Genomic DNA, 15,712 nt, shown 5'->3' with positions numbered 1-15,712 from the left:
CACGAAGAGGGCCCGCCCGGGGTGTCCGGGCGGGCCCTTTCGTCATGCGGCGGTTCCTTGTTGACGGAGGCGTTCGGCGTTGGGCCCATATTCGCTGTCGAGCCGCATGAGTTGGTCTCTGGTGTAGTCGGTGCCGCACTGGGGGCAAGTCGCCTCGTCGTCGCGCATGGTGATCGGCATGCGCCCTTGGCAGTCGCCACGGTTGCAGTGGACCTCGAAGACGCGGGCCCGGCGTTCGCCGGTTTCCAGGCCTTTCAGCAGGGCGTGGATCTTGCCGATGGTGCGGAGGTCGTCGTCGATGTCTGGGTAGTTGGAGCAGGTCCATCCGAGCTGGTTGATCAGGAATGAGGTGGCGCCGTCGATGTCGGCGTGATGCCGAGTTGCACCCATTGGCCAGCGGAGGGCCTTACGCCAGTCGTCTTCGATGGCTTGCAGTTGAGTGACGACGCCGCCGTTCGCGGTGAGCGACAAGATGCCGAGCCGCAGCGGGGCTGGGATTTCGCGGCTGGGCCCGCCGATGGCGCCGCCCCCACTGCTGCCTTTCATGAGCGTTTCGAGGCGTTCGAGGTTACGGAAGAGGGTGGGGAGTTCCCGGAGCCGCTGGAAGGCGGTGTGTTCGCAGCGGGCGCAGACCCAGCGGCCGGCGGCTATCTCGGTGTCCCACAGGTTGTGGCCGCATTTGGTGCAGGCGCAGGGGCGGGACTCGGGGGCGTCGTCGTCGAACATCGCGGTGCCTTTCGTGCGGGGCGGTGCGGTACGTCAGGGGCGGTAGCGGTGGTCCCAGGCGAGGTGGGGTCGGAGGATGTCGAGGGCGCGCTGGATGGGTGTGGGCCCGATGGGCTGGTCGGGGTGGATGAGGCCCCAGTCGATGGCGAGTTCGCGCGGCAGGTCGACGGGCAGCTCGGTGACCTTGACCGTGAGATGGGGGCGCGAGCTGGCCGGGGCGTGGTCACAGGGGGCGGGTGTGGGCCCAATCCACAGTTCAGCGGGCTGGTCGGGGCCGCCGTCGAGGCTGATGCCGACCGTGCCGATGCTGGTGAGTTCGGTGACGCGCAGGCCCTGACAGTCGGGGCACAGGTCGAGGTGGGTGTGGTCGGTCACTCGCCCTCCTTCTGCAGCGGCCAGAGCCGGTCCGCTTGGGCGCATTCGCGGATGCTGGGGCCGGCGTTGTGGGCGGGCGTTGGCGGGTGGAGGACGGCGCGCCAGCGGGCGACGGTTTTCTCGCTGATCCAGCCGGACGACAGGCAGGGCTGGCCAGGGTGACCCTTGTGGACGAACTGGCGGAGGACTTCGTCGAGCACGGTCCGGGTCTCGGTGAGTTCCGCGTTGAGGCGTTCGATCCACTCGTTGGCGGCCCGGAGTTCGGCGTCCTTGTCGCGAACGTTGGTGCCCTCGCGTTGGGCGGCGTAGTGGCGTGCCCAGTCGACGGGCCCGCGGGGCTGCTGCTCGCCACGGAAGCCGTCAGCGCCCGCCTGAGGCCCGTTCTCCGCCTCCGGCGGCGCTGGAGTCGCGGGAACCCCCTTCAGGCGCTCCTGCGGGCTCTCAGGCCCCTTCTGGTCGGTCATGCGGCTGCCTCCTCGGCTGGGGTGTGGATTTGGTGGGCGGTCAGTTCGCCGGTGACGAAGGCGAGTGCGACGGCGTTGGCGCGGTCTCGGGCGCCGAGGGCGCGGTAGGTGTCGGCGAGGTACCGGTCGACGGTGACGCGGGTGATGCCGAGGAGTCGGCCGATCGCGGCGTTGGTGTTGCCGTTGGCGGCGAGCAGCAGCACCTGCCGCTGCCGGGCGGTCAGGGGCCTCACGGCCGCCTCCCGGGCCGTGGCTGGACGATGACCCGCCCGCGGGCGTCGAGGATCCCGTCGGCGCGGGCGAGGAGCCGCAGGGCGCGGCGGAGGACGTCGCGCCAGGGTTCGCGGCGGCGGGCGTAGGCGGCGAGGATCGCGGCACTGCCGTCGTCGGGCTGCCAACGCAGCGGTGAGCGGGTCACGACGCGGCCTCGGTGCTGGGCTGGGCGGTGCTGCAGGGACAGTTCGGGTCGCGGCTGCCGCCCGTCTTGGCGAAGCAGGTGATCAGGTGGCCGGTGGTGAACTCGTAGTCGTCGCGCCGGTCGGCGCTGGGCTGCTCGTCGGTCGTCATGTGTGGCTCCAGGGGTGGGGCCGCCCCGGTGCAGGGGCGGCCAACGGGCGGACGGTCAGGACTGGGCTTCGGGGATGAAGTGGCGTCGCAGGGTCCACTGGTGGCCGCACGCGTCACTGGTGCACACGGCGCGGGTGCGGACCGGGTCGCCGCGGTGGAACTCCATGCGCTGGACGGCGGGGCGGACGTTGCCGTCGTCGTCCACCACGGCGAGGCCCCAGTCGGCGAGAGCGGTCGCGTCCTCGACGACTCCAGCGGGGCTGCCGCACCTGGTGCAGAGGAGCGGTCGAGTGGTCATGTGCTGCTGCTCCTGGTGGTGGCTGGTGCGGGCGGGGGTGGGTGGTGTGGGACGCTGAGCGGAGGCCCGGCCGGCTATCACCCGGCCGGGCTGCTGCGTGGTCACGGGGTGCGCGGCTCGATGTAGGTCCGGCCGCGGTTGTAGTGCGGCACCGGGTCGATCGCGGGGAGCAGCACGTGCTCGTCTCCGTCGATCTCCTCGCCGTTCCGCGAGTACGTCGGACCCTCCGGGCTCTCGTGCTCGGCACGCCACTCGGCGAGGTCTTCCTCGGACCAGCCTTCGGGTGGGGTCTCGCCGCGGTACCAATCCGCGGTGATCCCGGCCTGCTTGAGCTCAGCCTCGGACAGTTCCCAGACCTCGTGCTCGGTGGCGGCCTTCACGTCGAAGCACTCGGGCTGCTCGGTGTGCGCGAACGCGGCCTGGAGTTCTTCGAGGCAGGCGACCATGCGCTTCTGGAACTCGATGGGCATCGACTGCAGGTGGCTGCGGTGGAGGACGAGGTAGTTGCTGTAGCTGGGGCTGAACCACTCGTGGATCGGGCCGTCGGTCGGGCGGTCGCTCACAGGTGTCTCCTCGGTGTTGGTGCCCGGTGTGGGGCGGGGCGGGGTGGTGGGGCAGTCACGCGGCGGGGCGGCGCTGGTGCTGCCGGCGGTGGAGTTCGGAATAGGCGGGCAGGTGGCGGCTGGTGGCCCAGCGGTGGCTGCAGGCGGGGCACTGGTAGCCGTGGACGATCGCGTCACCGCGGCGCTTCTCGGCGGCCGGGGCGACACCGCGGCGGCAGCAGTTCGGGCAGGAGTCGGTCATGGCGATCACGTCTGGGCCATGTCGACGAAGCGCGAGTAGTGGCCCTGGAAAGCGGTGGTGATCGTGGCGGTGGGGCCGCCGCGGTTCTTGGCCACGATGAAGTCGGCCTCGCCGGCGCGCGGGGAGTCCCGGTCGTAGGCGTCCTCGCGGTGCAGGAGGATGACCATGTTGGCGTCCTGCTCGATGGCGCCGGACTCGCGCAGGTCGGACAGGAGCGGCTTCTTGTCGGTGCGCTGCTCGGCGCCACGGTTCAGTTGCGACATGGCGATCACGGGGACCTGGAGTTCCGCGGCGAGCTTCTTGAGGCTGCGGCTGATCTTCGCGACTTCCTGCTGGCGGTTCTCGCTGCGGCCGGTCAGTTCGCCTTCCATGAGCTGCAGGTAGTCGACGACGACGAGGCTCAGGTCTCGCTTGCGTGCGATGCGCCGGCAGTGGGAGCGGATCTTCGTGAGGGTCAGGCCGGGGTCGTCGACGATGTCGAGCGGCGCGCCGTTGATCATCGGCCAGACCTTGGCCAGGCGGGCCCAGTCGTCGTCCGTCATGCCGCTCTGGCTCTGCAGGTGGTGCATGGGGACCCTGGCCTGTGCGGACGCGATCTTCATCTTCAGTTCGGTGCGGGACATCTCCAGGCTGAAGAACACCGCCGGTAGGCCCTGCCTCATGGTCGCGTGGCGGACGATGTCGACGCCGAGGGTGGACTTGCCGATAGCGGGGCGCGCGGCGATGACGATCAGCTGGCCGGGCTGGAGGCCGTTCGTCAGCAAGTCGAAGTCGGTGAAGCCGGTGAGTACGCCCCGGGCCGGGCCGTTCTTCTGGAGGTTCTCCAGCTCCTCGAGGAAGTCCTCGCCGTCGGCGCCGATGAGGGTGTCCTGGTCGCCGCGGCTGGTGTCGTCGACGATGCCGTCGACTTCTGCGCGCAGGTCGTCGAGGAGTTCGCCGGTCTCTCCGGTGCCGTCGGCGATCCCATGGAGGGTGCGGTGACAGGCGGACTGCAGGTTCCGCAGCACGGCCTTCTCGCGGACGATGTCGGCGTAGATCTGGGCGTGGGCGGGGCTGGCCACCTGCTGGATGAGGTGGTGCAGGTAGGGGGCGCCACCGATGCGGGTGAGGTCGCCGCTCTTGGTGAGGTCGTCGGCGAGGACGATCGGGTCGACGGGCGCGCCGTCGTTGTACCGGGCGCGGATCGCCAGGAAGACCGTCTGGTGGGCGGGGCGGTAGAAGTCCGCAGGGTTCTTGATGATCTCCGTGACGTCGGCGATGGCGTCTCGGGACAGGAGCATCGCGCCGAGGGCGCCCATCTCGGCGGGGATATCGGCCGGCGTGCGCCCCTCGCGCTGCGGCTCGTCGGCGTAGTCGTCGTGGGTCACTTGGTGTTGCCCTTCCTGCGGTCGGCTCCGGTGAAGTGGGCGACGGTGGCGCCGTCGCCGATGCGTGAGGCGGCGCGGTCGCCGAGCACGGTGCGGATCTCGGGGACGGTGAGGTTCGTGGCGATGAGGGTGGGCCGGCGGTTTTGCCAGCGGGCGTCGATGAGCTCGCTGATGGCGTCGGCGGTCCAGTCATTGACGGCGCGGGCGCCGAGGTCGTCGATCGCGTAGAGGTCGGCGTCGCGCCAGGAGGCGAGCCGTTCGTGGTCGATTGGCCGGTCGGTGGCGAGCTTGACGTCGTAGGTGGTGGCGATGCGGAACTGGCCGCGCCAGCCGCGGCGGATGAGGGTCTCGTTGAGCTTCCACAGGTGCCAGGTCTTGGTGGTGCCGATCTCGCCGGTGAGGATCAGGGATCCGTGGTGGCCGTCGAGGTAGTGGTTCATCCAGGCGTGGATGTCGGGCCGCAGTTCGCCCGGGTCGGCGAAGGCGGACGGTCGTCGGCCCAGGAATGCGTCGAGGCGGAAGGCGACGGCTTCGGCTTGGGCTTCGGCCAGCCAGCTTTCGTGGTCGGTGAGGTTCATGATGCGAAGAGGTCCTCTACGGTCGAGTTGGTGTAGTCGTCGGCGGTGTGGGTCTCGGCGCGGGAGCCGGTGCCGCTGACGGCGTGCAGGGGCGGGCGGGTGGCTCGCTCGGACGCGAACTTCGCGGAGCGGCGGATCCACTTCTGCCATTCGGCCGGCCAGTTGGGGCGGCGGGTGTTCTGGGCCCGGAAGTGGTCGATGAACTGTGCGGTCTCGTAGTCCAGGTCGAGGCCGGAGCCGAAGGTCTTGAGGGCCCAGCCGCGCATGGCGTCGTTGAGGGTGAAGCCGTCGATGTCGATGGGGGCGTCGCCGTCAGGCGGCGTGGCGGCCAGCTCGCTACTACCTGAAGTCTCCTTCCCCACCTCAACCCCCACCCGGTCAGGGGTAGGGGCAGGGGTAGGGGCAGGGGCAGGGGCAGGGGAATGCGCGCGTGATGCGCGCGCGCGTCCGCGCGTAGAGGGTTTCGGACCCCCCTCGTCACCCCCTTCGGAAGGGGTATCGGAGGGGGTTCCCGAGGGGGTTGCGGAGGGGGTTCCCGAACCCCTTCGGGAGGGGTCGGGGGTAGGGCTGCCGAACGCCTTGCGGAGGGCCTCGATGTGCCCGGCGACCTGAGTGCGGATGGACGGTCCTTCGCCGCCGCGCATCTTGGTCGGCTCGTCGCTGAGTTCGCCGAGCGGGATGCGGTCCATCTCGGCAAGCAGCGCCTCCTGGAGCCGGCGCGAGGAGATCTCCAGCGCGCCGGACACCATGGCGCCCATGACCTTGGGCATCCGCCACACGCCGTCGTTGCGGACGAAGGAGCGGATGAGAAGCTCCTCGGTGTCGTCGTCGACGACGATGAATTGCGCCTCGTCGAGGGACTGCAGGCGCTTCTCGACGTCGGCGGAGGTTAGGTCCTTCGCCTTGCGGGACCAGCGTCGGAGGGTGAGCGGCAGCAGCCCGGCGTGGTTCAGGTTGGGCTGCGAGATCAGGAACAGGTAGAAGCGCTGCTCCCTTTCGTCGAGCTTCAGAAAGTCGGCGTCCTCCCAGATGCTGGTGAGGATCCGGCCGTGGCCACGTGCCATGAGGTGTCCTTCTGACGAGTGCTTGAGGGTTGTGGGCTTTCAGGGACCGCTACCGGGTGCGCCAGTAGCTGCTCGGGCGGTGCTTGTCGCAGCGCCAGCCGGCGGGATAGAAGCGGGCTGGCTGGCCGCACCTTGGCTGGCCGGTGTCGCAGACCCCGGGGGCCGGACGCTCGATGGCTGGTGCGGATGGGCCGGGCCTGGAGCCCGCGCGCTGATGCGGGATGGATAGGTCGACTGCCTGGGCGCGCATGGCCTCGAGCCGGTCTTCCCTGGTGCGGGAGTGCCCGGCGCGGCGGCCCTTCCGGGTTGGTCCGGCGCCTGCCGGCCCGCCGGTCTCCGTAACCGTCGGGCTGGCTATGTAGGCGAGGTACTGCCCGTAGGACGCCATGTCGGTCCAGAAGACCCGGGGGGCTCGGAGCACCTTGGCGTCCATGACGGGCATGTAGGCGCCGATCGGCGCACCGCGGAGGACGTCGTCGAGCTGGCCGGCCGTGACCTGGCCGCGGGCGTGGGGCTTGCCGCAGCCGCTGAACTTGCGGTTGGGGCACTCGTGGCCTTCGCGCACGGTGCAGGTGTAGATCTCGATGCGGTAGATACCGCCTCGGAACTCGTGCCGGTAGTTGGGGTTGAGGATGACCTTCGGCGGCAGCCCGCGGTCGGTGCGCAGGATCGGCACCTGGCCGCGAACCTTTTCGCTGGTGGTGTGCCACATAGCGGTGCGTCCGGCTGCCGCGGCGAGGCGTGTCCGCTCGGGTGCGCTGTAGCGGCCGGTGGCGCTGAACGGGGAGTGCTGGTGCTCGTAGGCGATGGTGAGGGTGCCGGTCAGCAGGACGTCGGCGCGCGTCTTCATGTCCGGCGCCCACGCTTCCTTGCGCGGGTTGAAGCCTTCCTCGTCGCCGATGATGAACACCCGCTCGTTCCAGGCGAGATGTTCCGGGGCCTCCACGGCCTCGTAGAAGTGATCCGGGCGGGATTCGCCGGGCTGGTGGCTGATGACCCGGGTTCCGGCGAGGTTGTAGGTCTTGAGCCACTGGATGTCGCCGTACAGTTCCCAGCACTTGGCGCACTGCACGAGGCGGATCTTCGTTGAGTTCGCGTTCCGGCCGCGCAGCTCCTCCCACTCGCTGCTGGAGAGCTCGGCCGCGTCGACGACCCCCCGGTGGTTGCGGTGCGCGTAGGCGCGCACGCTGGCGTCGGTGATGATGACCTGGTTGTTCAGCACGTCTACGCGCTCCTTCCGGTGACTGGCGTGGGTGGGTGTGTTGCTGGTCAGGGCTGGTCGCGCGGCCGGCGGACCGCGGTCACGCGGCTTGCTGGAGGCGCTCGCTGATTCCTGCTGCCGCGCGGATCACGGCAGTGGCGAGCGGTGGGGGTACGGCGTTGCCGACGGTCAGGTACTGGTCGCCCTGCCGGCCGTGGAAGATGAGCTCGGGGCGGAAGCCCTGCAGGAGGGCGGCCTCCCGGATCGTGGGGCGCAGGCTCGGCGTAGTGCGGTCGCGCCAGGCCTGCGTGCCCATGGCCCGCTTCATGGCCTGCCGGGTGCCGTTGCCGAACGGCTCCGCTCCCCCGGTGGCCGTACCGCCGCCGGTGACGGTGGGCGCCGGGCGCTGGGTGTAGCCCCACTCGATAACGTCGGCCATGCTCACGTGCGGCAGCAGGCCGGGGCCATGCGTCGGGCCCGGCAGGGTCACCTTGAGGGTGCGGGAGGCGACGAGGATCGCGCGCGGCCTGCGCTGCCCCAGGCCGTAGTCCGCAGCGTCCAGTACGCCCGTCGCCACGCAGTAGCCCCACCGCCGCAGGATCTTGGCCATGTGCTCCCACACCGGCAGCACAGAGGGCACCTGCTCCAGCGCGATCCACGTCGGGCGCATGGCGCGCATCCACCGCATCGGCTCCGCGGTGAGGATGCTGCGTGCGTCCAGACACTTGGCGTTGAGTTCGGCCCGGGTGTCGCGGCCGGCTGCAAGGTCGTCGATCGCCCTGTGCACCCGGGGGAGATCGCGGAGGCCGAGCTTGTTGCCGGACTTCCCGAAACCGGGGCAGGGAGGGGAACCGATCAGGTTGGCGCCTCGGTAGTCGGCCGGGTCCTGCAACGTGACGTCGCACTCGACGGTTTTGTGTCCGGCTTCGCGGCGGGTGGCGCAGGCGGTGGGTGCGAGTTCGAGTCCGGTCTCGCTGAGGCCGAGGGGCTTGGCGCCTTCGGCCCATCCGATGCCAGCGAACAGGTCGACGGTTTCGGTGATCACGCCGCCACCTCCAGCCCGTATTCGGGGTGTTCGCGCAGGGCGTGGTCGACGTAGGACTTGTGGACGCCGAGGCGCTGGGCGGTGGCGAATCGGTCGAGGTTGTTGGTGCGCATGAGCCAGTGCGCGTTCTCGGCGATGACCTGCCGCCGCGGGGTGGTGTCCTCGACGGCCGGGGTGAAGTCCGGGTTGTCGTAGTCGTCGGGGTCCCAGTAGGCGGTGCCAGCCCAGCCCTTGTCGGCAGCGGTCTTCCGGATGCGTTCGGCGATGTGGGTGGGAACCCCGTGGTCTTCCGGCCGCTGTCCGGCGAGCTGCTGGGATAGTGCGGCGACGTAGTCGGCGACCCACCGGCGGACCACGGTCGTGTCGGGGTCGCTGTTCTGCAGGTGGACGATGAACTGCTTGTGCTTGCCGCAGCGCTCGCCGAGGTGGACGGCGGGCCAGCCGTCGGCGGCGAGGGCGCGAAGACGGAGGATGGTGCCGCGGCCGGCGAGGTGGATGCCGGAGCGGGGCGCGTCGATCTGGCGGGGCTTGACGGCCAGGATGCGCGTCTCGCTGTCCCGGCGGATCTCGGAGCGCTGCCCGATGATGCGGTAGAAGACGTTCTGGCAGACGCCCGACTCGGCCTGGATCTCCTTGTCGGACATGCCGAGGCTGCGGAGGAGTTCGATGTGCCGGGCGGCTCGCTGCGGGCTGACCGTGGCGCCGCGTCCGGTGGCGCGGAGGTAACGCTGGCGGCGGACGGTAGCGGTCACGCCTGCCTTGCAGGTGGTGCACCGGCAGCCGCGGCGGTAGCGGCGCGGGTCGCCGTGATCGAAGGCTTCGGCGGGGATGGCGGGGCGGCCCATCACTTCTCCTTCCGGATGTTGTCGAGCAGGGCGCGGGCGCCCGGGTGGTTGGCGAGGTTCTCGAGGCGGCGGATGCCGCTGCGCGTGCGGTGTTCTCCGCCGCGGACGCTGTAGGTGATGGCCCAGGCGGCGGAGATGATCACGACGGCGCCGAAGATCAGGGCCGGGGCGGCGGTGGCGAGGCGATCCATCAGGCGGCCCTCCGCTGCTCGATGCGGGCGGCCTGCCGGTCGGTAATGAACTTCCGGCCGGCGCGGGTCAGCAGGTAGACGTTGACCTTCTTGCCGTGGGCCTTCGGGTTGATCGACGGCTCCTCGCCCACCTTGCGCAGCAGCTGCGGCTCGTCGGGGTGGAGGGCGTCGTGGCCGGTGAGGGCTGCGAAGTACAGGCCGGCTTTGCGGCACTCGTCTTCGGGGGCGATGAGGCGTATGTCGTTCATGCCGAAGGGGCGGCCGGTGTCGGCGAGGTGGAGGACGGCCTGGTCGAGGACGGCGGTGGTCCACTGGGTGAGGGTGGGCTGCAGGGCGGCGAGGATCTGGGCGGCGCGGGCCTTGGCCTCGGCGGGAGTCAGCTGCATGTGATGTCCTTGGGGTAGCGGGGCTGGCCGCGATTCGGGCGCGGCCAGCGCCCCGGCGGGTTGAGTCAGTCGACGAGCTCGGCTTCGACCGGCTCATCCGGATCGGCGTCGTCGAGGACGGACGACTGCGGCATCGACGGGGCGCCCGCGAGGGACGGGGCCGCCAGCTCGCCGGCCACCTCGGCTTGGGCGCGGAGCTGTTCGCGCATGTACTCGGCGGAGGTCGGCACCCACTTGGCCAACTGGCGCACGGCCGACTTGAGCCACATGGCTTCCTCGTTGGTCTGCCACGGGCTGTACTCGGAGTCCTTGCTGTCGGACTTGGCTCGGATCTCCATGACGCGCTTGCGGTTGAGGACGACGACCTTGGAGACGGCGCCGTCCTTCATGACGGCGTAGGCGTACACGCCGACGAGGGGGCCGCGGTCGCCGCCGAACCAGTCGATCTCGTGGACGGGCCGGTCGTCGCGGCCGGGCACGTAGCGGAAGGTGTCGCGCTCGCGGACGGCTTCGACGATGACGGTGGAGACGGCGCCGGCCCGGTAGATGAGCTCGACGATGCCCTGGTAGCCGACGATGCCCTTGATGATCAGCTTGTAGCCGTGGGCCTTGCTCTTGCGCGGGGTGAGGTAGAACTGCTCCGTGCCGGGCTCCAACCCGAGACGGGCTGCGGTCTTCAGCTCGCGCAGGAAGACACCGACGTCGTTGCGGGCGGCCTGCTCGAGGTCCTTGTTGCCGCGGATGGCGCCGACGGCGAGACGAATCCACTGGTCGGCGTTGACGTGGGAGGGAACGAGGGCCGCGTACTCGTCGCGGTACTGCTCGATCTGGGCGGCAGGCCCGTTGTCCCGCTTGGCGATCTCGTTGCCGATCTGGCTCATGCTGCGTCCTTGCTGCTGGTGTAGGGGTGGAGGCTGTGGGTGTGGCCGTCGCGGACGGTGCGGTAGGCGATGCGGCGGCCTTCGCAGACGGCGCGGCGTCCGTTGCCGATGGCGTCGAGGACTTCGCCGCGGATCTGGGTGAGGTCGGCCGCCGCCTTGGCCATCTGCTCGTAGGCGTCGTCCCAGCGGCAGACGAGGCCGAAGCCGATCTCGACGTCGCGGTCCTCGAGCCCGTCGGGCTGGACGCGGATGGTCTGGTAGGTGTCGGTGGCCCCGTCGATGGGCGGGCGGTGGCCAGCCTCGACGTCCGTGAGGAACTGGACGGCGGCGTCCCGCAGCAGCTTCGCTTCGGCCTCGTCGTAGTCGACGGTGTATTCGCGGTAGTCGTGGCCGGAGATGAGGACGGCGAAGTGGGTGGTGCGCAGGCCGAGGACGTCCATCTGCCAGATGACCTGGCACCGGTAGTGGATGGGGATCTCGTCCGATCCGTCCGGCCCCCACTCGTCGCCGAACGGGGCGGTCTTCACCTCGAGCAGCGCGGTCGCCTGCTCGGGGACGTCGAACTCGCTGGTGGGCTGGGGGTAGATGAGCCGGTCAGGGGTGGCGCGCTGCCACTCCCGCTCCCGGTGCCGCCAGGTGCCGGCGGGGGCGGCGAGCTGCCCGGGGTGTTCGTCCTGCCATTTCAGGGCGACGGCGTCCTCGAGTCGGTTGCCCCATTCGACGGCGGGGTTCATCTCGAACGGCGGGGTGGGCAGGCCGGCCTTCTTGTGCCAGAGGGTGAAGCGGCTCATCCATGGGGAGAGGCCGACGACGGCGGCGATCTCGGTGGCGGTGATGGTGAGGCCGGTGCGGGCTTCTTCCCAGGCGGCGGTGCCGGGGGTGAGGTGCCCGATAAGGACACCCTCCGGCACTGTGCCGGTTAGTTTTGCGGTGGTTTCGGTGCTCATGTCTCCTGCTTTCGGGTGTGCTTGGTGGGGGCCGCCGCCCCGGGCGGGGGGGTGCCGCGAGGCGGCGGCCCTGGGTGGCGGTCGCGGAGTGGGGGCTCGACGCGACCGCCGGCTATGGGTGATGTGGTGGATGGTCAGGCGAGGGCGGGGATCTCGCAGGCCGCCCAGGCGAGCTGCTTGTACAGCTCGTCGGGGTCGAGGACGGCCCGGAGTTCGTCGGCGGGCTTCGTCCAGTCGGCGAAGTCGGCGATCTTCTGGGCGCCGCGGGTGGCGTCGTCCTCGTACATGGCGGAGGCGATGAGCCGGCCGGAGTGGTGGCCGATGCTCCAGCGGTAGCTGCTGGCGGGTTCGACCTCGTCGGGGACCTGGTAGACGAAGAGGCCGGGGACGGGGCTGGTGGCGGGCACGGTGTAGTCGCCCATGTCCGTCTGGAAGGTGTGGGTGGGTGTGGCGGTGTTGGTCACGGGTTCCTCCGTGGGATGCTGGTGGTTGACCCCCGCCCGCTGGACCCGGGTGGGGTTCTTGCTGTCTGGCCTCAGGCGATGCGGCCGGGGTCGGTGACGGGCCGTATGCCGTGGGCGTCCCAGAGCGGCCGGACGTCGATGGGCCCGGTGGCCTGGTCCTCAAGGGCGGTGGTGTCGCGCACCATGCGGGGCACAGTGATCCGGTTGGCGTTCGCGTCGGCCGCGAGGTGGGCGGAGAACCGGCTCTTCAGCGCGGTGTTCTCCTCGGCGAGCTGGTCGTTCTCGGCGCGCAGGTCGTCGAGGTTGGCCAGCTGGGTGACGACGAGCTCCTGCGTCTGGACGAGCTCGCGGCGGGCTTCGGTGAGGTCCCAGCGGAGCAGCGCCACCTCGTCACCCGCCCTGCCCAGCGCGGTCTCCAGTTGCTGCTCGCGCTGTCGCAGCCGTTCCACCTCGTCGACCGCGCGGCGTCGGCCGTGGCCCTTGGGGAGCAGGTTGAGGGCCATTACGCCTCCAGTCCGGTTCGGTCGATGTAGCCGGCGGCTGCCGTGTCGGCGAAGTCGCGGGCGTCGCGGAGTCGGTGGTTGAGGTTGCGGGCTTCGTCGACGGCGCGCTGCTCGGCGGCGATGATCGGCAGGGCCCGGCGGATGTACAGGCGGGCCATCGCGTTGAGCAGGCCGGCCATCGGCGACAGGCGCGACGCCGGGGCCATTACGACGCCTCCAGGACTTGCCGGTACATGGCGGCGGTGGTGGGCCGGGGGGCGGGGATGAGAGGGCCGTGCATGGCGTACACGTCGGGCAGCGGGATCGGCGACGAGTTGCCCGGCATGGCCTGCATGAGCGGCTCCCCGGCCTCGGTGTAGACGCCGATCCAGCGCCATTCGACGCCGGTGACGTCGAGGTGCGGGACGCCCAGGTCGAACGTGATCCCGTCGTGCAGGTACGTGCTCATGAGGTGATCACCCATCCGGGGTCGAGTCGGGCGGCGTCGAGGTCGAGGAGGTGCTCGCGCCACGCGCCGGGCGTCCACGCGGTCTGGTCGTTGCCGTGCTGGCGGCGGGCGTCCGCGTCGAGGCGGGCGAGCGCGTCCTCGATGAGGTCTGCGGGCTGCGTCGGGGAGGCCATCACGCCGCACCTCCTTGGCGGCGGGCGTGCTTCCTGCGGCTGGGGGCCGAGGACCGGCGGGGGCGGCCCGTCGGGTTCCCGCCCACACGCGGATCCGTCGGACCCGGGGGCTGCTTCTCGGTGCGCTGCGAGTCGCTCACTGGGCCGCCTCCTTCGTCTTCACGTGGGGGCAGCGGGCGGCGAGGTCGACCTCGGCGCGGTAGCGGTCCCAGCTCATGAGCTCCATGCGGTAGCCCTGCCGCTGGTACTTGTCGCGCTCGCGCTTCAGCGGGTAGTGCTCGCGCCACGCCTGCTCCTCGGTAGCGAACGCTTCGTCGCCGAAGGCGGCGGTGAGGGCGCCGCAGGGGCAGCCGCAGGGCGCCCAGGTGATCCACGTGCAGTTGGCCAGCGGTCGGATCTCTCCGTCGACCTGCACCATCAGCGTCAGCCCGCTCATGCCGCACCTCCCATGGCTTCGAAGGCGGCGCGTCGTTCGCGGTCGGCTTCCAATGCGGTCCACCAGCAGTAGAAGAGGGCGTCCAGCGCGGCCGGCTTCTCCTCCTCGGGCAGGCAGTCGAAGGCGATGCGGCCGATCTCCTCGACGTCGTAGCCCTCCGGGTGCGTCTCGCGGAGCAGCTCTTCCGCCTCGTTCCAGACGGCCTGGAACGGCGACAGGTGCGGGAGACGGGAGGTGATGACGTCGAACGGGGTCAGGTCGTTCATGCGGCACCGCCCTCGAGCAGTGCGCCGATCGCGGCCACCACGTCCGATACGGCCTGGTTGTACGCCTCGTCCTCCGGCGTGCGGATGTCGTCGTGCAGGTACTCGCCGCGTGCCGCCTCGATCGCCTCGTTCACGACAGAAGGGCGCACCTCGCGTCGCCCCTCAAGCAGCGACTCGGCGATCAGCTCGTCCAGGGTGTCGACGGCGTCGCGGGCATCGCCGGAAGCGAGCGTCGACTTCAGCAGGTACACCAGCTCTTCACGCAGTTCGGCGCGACGGCTGGGGCTAGGGGGGCTCGGGCTCTGGGATGATGTGGACACGGTCCACGCTCCTGTTCTCTGCGTTCTGGTGGTGTGGATCAAGGCCGTTCCCCGTGCTTGGCCGTTCGGGGGGCGGCCTCTTTGCCGCTCAGGCGGCGGCGCGGGCCGGCTTGCGGGAGATCCGCGGTTCGGCCGGGCGGGACTCGTGGGCGCGGTCCTCGTCGGACGCGAGGGCCTGCTCGAGCTCGGCCTTGTTGTGGGCCTCGATGTCGGCCAGGGAGTAGATGAGCTGGCCGCGATAGCGGGTGGCCTTGGGGCCCTTGCCGAGGTGGCGGTAGTTCCAGAGGGTTCGGCGGCTGAGCCGGAGGAGGCGGGCGGCCTCGTCGCTCCAGACGTAGCCGTCGGGGGGCGGCTGTCGGCCTTCCTTCGGGATCCTGGGCACGGGGTTCCTTTCGCGAGTGAGACGGTTTGTCATTGATCTGTTGACGCAGGGGGCGCGAAGAGCACCAGGACGGTGACGCCGAGGGCCTCCACTACGCGATGCGCTTCATTGACGTCGAGCCAGTCCAGTTCGCCGCGCACGAGGCGCTCTATCTTCGACTTGCTGACCTGAGCCGTCTGAGCCAGATCTCGGATGCTGTAGGACTGGCCGCGACCTGGGTGTTCCATGATCTTCAGGAAGGTTTCCAGGTCTCTCAGGACATAGCGCACGCTCAATGGATCCCCCGAGTGCAGAGGTGCCTTTCGATGCCTTCAACTTACTCACGCCGACGACGATTCGTCAACGCCTCAATGACGGCCGAATGACCGGTTTCGGCCGAGCTGCGGGCCGGATAGCATCAGTCCGTAGACAGTTCGTCTCAAGTCTCAGATGGTTGTACGGACTGACCTGCTATTTTTCCGACGCACACTTCTGCGACTAGAGACAGCCGGTGAGAGAGTGACGCGAGAGGACGACAACATGAAGGCCCCGGCCACCACCCCACAGCCTGGTGCGACCGACGCCTCTGCTCTCGGCGCCCTCTCCCAGCTCATTCAGGACGCCAACGACGGGGGCCTCTCCTACCAGGACATGGCCGACCGCGCAGTCGACCCCGAGAGCGGCACCCGCTACTACAAGCAGAACCTGCAGAAGCTCGTCCGCAACCCCCCGGTCAACCCGCCCTCCATCGAGCAGATGCGTGCCATCGCCAACGGCATCGGCCGGCCGCTGCGCCACGTACAGGAGGCCGTCGCCCGACAGTGGCTGCAGTACGAGGCCACCGAACTCGCGGGCTACGACGCCGACGTGCGCATCATCGTGGCGCACCTGGCCGGCAAGTCCCCTGAGGACGTGCGCCGCTGGCGCTACATGATCGAGGCCGAGGAGCGCGCCCGGCGCGAAGCCGGCGAGTAATGGCAGAGTCAAGCCGCTTCCGCCGAT

The 15,712-nt window shown here is 70.1% G+C and carries 30 protein-coding genes; 1 reads left to right on the top strand and 29 read right to left on the bottom strand.

Annotated features, from left to right (window positions below; genetic code table 11):
- Window positions 1–42: 42 nt before the first annotated feature.
- From Q5694_RS05520 to Q5694_RS05380, 29 genes are all read right to left on the bottom strand, one after another.
- Window positions 43–726, bottom strand: coding sequence for a hypothetical protein (locus Q5694_RS05520; RefSeq protein WP_333930882.1), 684 nt, complete (start codon window positions 724–726; stop codon window positions 43–45).
- A gap of 33 nt (window positions 727–759) precedes the next feature.
- Window positions 760–1,101 carry a hypothetical protein gene (locus Q5694_RS05515; RefSeq protein ID WP_333930881.1) on the bottom strand — a complete coding sequence of 114 codons (342 nt, stop codon included), beginning with the start codon at window positions 1,099–1,101 and terminating at the stop codon, window positions 760–762.
- The gene (locus tag Q5694_RS05510) at window positions 1,098–1,565 is read right to left on the bottom strand and encodes a hypothetical protein (RefSeq protein WP_333930880.1); all 468 of its coding nucleotides are present in this window, start codon (window positions 1,563–1,565) and stop codon (window positions 1,098–1,100) included. Before Q5694_RS05510 ends, Q5694_RS05515 begins: the two co-directional genes overlap by 4 nt.
- Window positions 1,562–1,798 (bottom strand): helix-turn-helix domain-containing protein, encoded by a 237-nt coding sequence (locus Q5694_RS05505; protein WP_333930879.1) that lies wholly within the window; start codon window positions 1,796–1,798, stop codon window positions 1,562–1,564. The genes Q5694_RS05510 and Q5694_RS05505 overlap by 4 nt, the downstream gene beginning before the upstream one ends.
- Window positions 1,795–1,983: a hypothetical protein gene (locus Q5694_RS05500; protein WP_333930878.1), complete on the bottom strand. Its 189-nt coding sequence runs from the start codon at window positions 1,981–1,983 to the stop codon at window positions 1,795–1,797. The genes Q5694_RS05505 and Q5694_RS05500 overlap by 4 nt, the downstream gene beginning before the upstream one ends.
- Window positions 1,980–2,132: a hypothetical protein gene (locus Q5694_RS05495; RefSeq protein WP_333930877.1), complete on the bottom strand. Its 153-nt coding sequence runs from the start codon at window positions 2,130–2,132 to the stop codon at window positions 1,980–1,982. The genes Q5694_RS05500 and Q5694_RS05495 overlap by 4 nt, the downstream gene beginning before the upstream one ends.
- A gap of 55 nt (window positions 2,133–2,187) precedes the next feature.
- Window positions 2,188–2,535: a hypothetical protein gene (locus Q5694_RS05490; protein WP_333930876.1), complete on the bottom strand. Its 348-nt coding sequence runs from the start codon at window positions 2,533–2,535 to the stop codon at window positions 2,188–2,190.
- Entirely contained in the window at window positions 2,532–2,993 is a 462-nt protein-coding gene (locus tag Q5694_RS05485; RefSeq protein WP_333930875.1) for a hypothetical protein, read from the bottom strand. Before Q5694_RS05485 ends, Q5694_RS05490 begins: the two co-directional genes overlap by 4 nt.
- 55 nt (window positions 2,994–3,048) lie before the next feature.
- On the bottom strand, window positions 3,049–3,243 hold the full coding sequence (locus Q5694_RS05480) for a hypothetical protein (RefSeq protein WP_333930874.1): 195 nt from the start codon (window positions 3,241–3,243) through the stop codon (window positions 3,049–3,051).
- Window positions 3,240–4,601, bottom strand: coding sequence for a replicative DNA helicase (dnaB, locus tag Q5694_RS05475; RefSeq protein ID WP_333930873.1), 1,362 nt, complete (start codon window positions 4,599–4,601; stop codon window positions 3,240–3,242). Before dnaB ends, Q5694_RS05480 begins: the two co-directional genes overlap by 4 nt.
- Window positions 4,598–5,179 (bottom strand): ATP-binding protein, encoded by a 582-nt coding sequence (locus Q5694_RS05470; protein ID WP_333930872.1) that lies wholly within the window; start codon window positions 5,177–5,179, stop codon window positions 4,598–4,600. The genes dnaB and Q5694_RS05470 overlap by 4 nt, the downstream gene beginning before the upstream one ends.
- Window positions 5,176–6,243 carry a hypothetical protein gene (locus tag Q5694_RS05465; RefSeq protein WP_333930870.1) on the bottom strand — a complete coding sequence of 356 codons (1,068 nt, stop codon included), beginning with the start codon at window positions 6,241–6,243 and terminating at the stop codon, window positions 5,176–5,178. The genes Q5694_RS05470 and Q5694_RS05465 overlap by 4 nt, the downstream gene beginning before the upstream one ends.
- 49 nt (window positions 6,244–6,292) lie before the next feature.
- A complete protein-coding gene (locus Q5694_RS05460; protein ID WP_333930869.1) occupies window positions 6,293–7,465 on the bottom strand; it encodes a hypothetical protein in 1,173 nt (390 codons plus the stop codon).
- 79 nt (window positions 7,466–7,544) lie between these two features.
- Window positions 7,545–8,489, bottom strand: coding sequence for a DNA cytosine methyltransferase (locus Q5694_RS05455; RefSeq protein WP_333930868.1), 945 nt, complete (start codon window positions 8,487–8,489; stop codon window positions 7,545–7,547).
- A complete protein-coding gene (locus Q5694_RS05450) occupies window positions 8,486–9,334 on the bottom strand; it encodes a hypothetical protein (protein WP_333930867.1) in 849 nt (282 codons plus the stop codon). The genes Q5694_RS05455 and Q5694_RS05450 overlap by 4 nt, the downstream gene beginning before the upstream one ends.
- Window positions 9,334–9,525, bottom strand: coding sequence for a hypothetical protein (locus Q5694_RS05445; RefSeq protein WP_333930866.1), 192 nt, complete (start codon window positions 9,523–9,525; stop codon window positions 9,334–9,336). Before Q5694_RS05445 ends, Q5694_RS05450 begins: the two co-directional genes overlap by 1 nt.
- Window positions 9,525–9,911, bottom strand: coding sequence for a hypothetical protein (locus Q5694_RS05440; RefSeq protein ID WP_333930865.1), 387 nt, complete (start codon window positions 9,909–9,911; stop codon window positions 9,525–9,527). Before Q5694_RS05440 ends, Q5694_RS05445 begins: the two co-directional genes overlap by 1 nt.
- A 65-nt stretch (window positions 9,912–9,976) precedes the next feature.
- Window positions 9,977–10,792: a recombinase RecT gene (locus tag Q5694_RS05435; protein WP_333930864.1), complete on the bottom strand. Its 816-nt coding sequence runs from the start codon at window positions 10,790–10,792 to the stop codon at window positions 9,977–9,979.
- Window positions 10,789–11,739: a YqaJ viral recombinase family nuclease gene (locus Q5694_RS05430; RefSeq protein WP_333930863.1), complete on the bottom strand. Its 951-nt coding sequence runs from the start codon at window positions 11,737–11,739 to the stop codon at window positions 10,789–10,791. The genes Q5694_RS05435 and Q5694_RS05430 overlap by 4 nt, the downstream gene beginning before the upstream one ends.
- Window positions 11,740–11,873: 134 nt before the next feature.
- Entirely contained in the window at window positions 11,874–12,203 is a 330-nt protein-coding gene (locus Q5694_RS05425) for a hypothetical protein (RefSeq protein ID WP_333930862.1), read from the bottom strand.
- A gap of 71 nt (window positions 12,204–12,274) precedes the next feature.
- The gene (locus Q5694_RS05420) at window positions 12,275–12,706 is read right to left on the bottom strand and encodes a hypothetical protein (RefSeq protein ID WP_333930861.1); all 432 of its coding nucleotides are present in this window, start codon (window positions 12,704–12,706) and stop codon (window positions 12,275–12,277) included.
- Window positions 12,706–12,912: a hypothetical protein gene (locus Q5694_RS05415; RefSeq protein ID WP_333930860.1), complete on the bottom strand. Its 207-nt coding sequence runs from the start codon at window positions 12,910–12,912 to the stop codon at window positions 12,706–12,708. Before Q5694_RS05415 ends, Q5694_RS05420 begins: the two co-directional genes overlap by 1 nt.
- A complete protein-coding gene (locus Q5694_RS05410; RefSeq protein WP_333930859.1) occupies window positions 12,912–13,154 on the bottom strand; it encodes a phiSA1p31-related protein in 243 nt (80 codons plus the stop codon). Before Q5694_RS05410 ends, Q5694_RS05415 begins: the two co-directional genes overlap by 1 nt.
- Entirely contained in the window at window positions 13,151–13,327 is a 177-nt protein-coding gene (locus Q5694_RS05405) for a hypothetical protein (RefSeq protein WP_333930858.1), read from the bottom strand. Before Q5694_RS05405 ends, Q5694_RS05410 begins: the two co-directional genes overlap by 4 nt.
- A 136-nt stretch (window positions 13,328–13,463) precedes the next feature.
- Window positions 13,464–13,763, bottom strand: coding sequence for a hypothetical protein (locus Q5694_RS05400; protein ID WP_333930857.1), 300 nt, complete (start codon window positions 13,761–13,763; stop codon window positions 13,464–13,466).
- On the bottom strand, window positions 13,760–14,029 hold the full coding sequence (locus Q5694_RS05395; RefSeq protein ID WP_333930856.1) for a hypothetical protein: 270 nt from the start codon (window positions 14,027–14,029) through the stop codon (window positions 13,760–13,762). Before Q5694_RS05395 ends, Q5694_RS05400 begins: the two co-directional genes overlap by 4 nt.
- Window positions 14,026–14,280 carry a hypothetical protein gene (locus tag Q5694_RS05390; protein ID WP_333930855.1) on the bottom strand — a complete coding sequence of 85 codons (255 nt, stop codon included), beginning with the start codon at window positions 14,278–14,280 and terminating at the stop codon, window positions 14,026–14,028. Before Q5694_RS05390 ends, Q5694_RS05395 begins: the two co-directional genes overlap by 4 nt.
- 157 nt (window positions 14,281–14,437) lie before the next feature.
- Window positions 14,438–14,731: a helix-turn-helix domain-containing protein gene (locus Q5694_RS05385; RefSeq protein WP_333930854.1), complete on the bottom strand. Its 294-nt coding sequence runs from the start codon at window positions 14,729–14,731 to the stop codon at window positions 14,438–14,440.
- 29 nt (window positions 14,732–14,760) lie between these two features.
- Complete coding sequence (locus Q5694_RS05380) at window positions 14,761–15,000, bottom strand: hypothetical protein (RefSeq protein WP_333930853.1); 240 nt, start codon at window positions 14,998–15,000, stop codon at window positions 14,761–14,763.
- A 229-nt stretch (window positions 15,001–15,229) separates the two neighbouring features.
- On the opposite strand from Q5694_RS05380, the gene Q5694_RS05375 reads away from it, so the two are divergent.
- Complete coding sequence (locus Q5694_RS05375; protein ID WP_333930852.1) at window positions 15,230–15,685, top strand: hypothetical protein; 456 nt, start codon at window positions 15,230–15,232, stop codon at window positions 15,683–15,685.
- Window positions 15,686–15,712: the final 27 nt, after the last annotated feature.

It is taken from the genome of Streptomyces sp. AHA2 (genome assembly GCF_036857595.1).
Taxonomy (GTDB): Bacteria; Actinomycetota; Actinomycetes; order Streptomycetales; family Streptomycetaceae; genus Streptomyces.
The sequence above is the reverse complement of the archived record's forward strand: the minus strand, read 5'-3'. Positions and strand labels throughout refer to the sequence as shown.

Coding starts and splice junctions, on each gene's coding strand:
- Q5694_RS05470 (WP_333930872.1), bottom strand. CDS start 5,179: ATGAACCTCACCGACCACGAAAGCTGGCTGGCCGAAGCCCAAGCCGAA.
- Q5694_RS05395 (WP_333930856.1), bottom strand. CDS start 14,029: ATGAACGACCTGACCCCGTTCGACGTCATCACCTCCCGTCTCCCGCAC.
- Q5694_RS05400 (WP_333930857.1), bottom strand. CDS start 13,763: ATGAGCGGGCTGACGCTGATGGTGCAGGTCGACGGAGAGATCCGACCG.
- Q5694_RS05440 (WP_333930865.1), bottom strand. CDS start 9,911: ATGCAGCTGACTCCCGCCGAGGCCAAGGCCCGCGCCGCCCAGATCCTC.
- Q5694_RS05430 (WP_333930863.1), bottom strand. CDS start 11,739: ATGAGCACCGAAACCACCGCAAAACTAACCGGCACAGTGCCGGAGGGT.
- Q5694_RS05465 (WP_333930870.1), bottom strand. CDS start 6,243: ATGGCACGTGGCCACGGCCGGATCCTCACCAGCATCTGGGAGGACGCC.
- Q5694_RS05410 (WP_333930859.1), bottom strand. CDS start 13,154: ATGAGCACGTACCTGCACGACGGGATCACGTTCGACCTGGGCGTCCCG.
- Q5694_RS05510 (WP_333930880.1), bottom strand. CDS start 1,565: ATGACCGACCAGAAGGGGCCTGAGAGCCCGCAGGAGCGCCTGAAGGGG.
- Q5694_RS05420 (WP_333930861.1), bottom strand. CDS start 12,706: ATGGCCCTCAACCTGCTCCCCAAGGGCCACGGCCGACGCCGCGCGGTC.
- Q5694_RS05415 (WP_333930860.1), bottom strand. CDS start 12,912: ATGGCCCCGGCGTCGCGCCTGTCGCCGATGGCCGGCCTGCTCAACGCG.
- Q5694_RS05520 (WP_333930882.1), bottom strand. CDS start 726: ATGTTCGACGACGACGCCCCCGAGTCCCGCCCCTGCGCCTGCACCAAA.
- Q5694_RS05445 (WP_333930866.1), bottom strand. CDS start 9,525: ATGGATCGCCTCGCCACCGCCGCCCCGGCCCTGATCTTCGGCGCCGTC.
- Q5694_RS05450 (WP_333930867.1), bottom strand. CDS start 9,334: ATGGGCCGCCCCGCCATCCCCGCCGAAGCCTTCGATCACGGCGACCCG.
- Q5694_RS05405 (WP_333930858.1), bottom strand. CDS start 13,327: ATGGCCTCCCCGACGCAGCCCGCAGACCTCATCGAGGACGCGCTCGCC.
- Q5694_RS05435 (WP_333930864.1), bottom strand. CDS start 10,792: ATGAGCCAGATCGGCAACGAGATCGCCAAGCGGGACAACGGGCCTGCC.
- Q5694_RS05495 (WP_333930877.1), bottom strand. CDS start 2,132: ATGACGACCGACGAGCAGCCCAGCGCCGACCGGCGCGACGACTACGAG.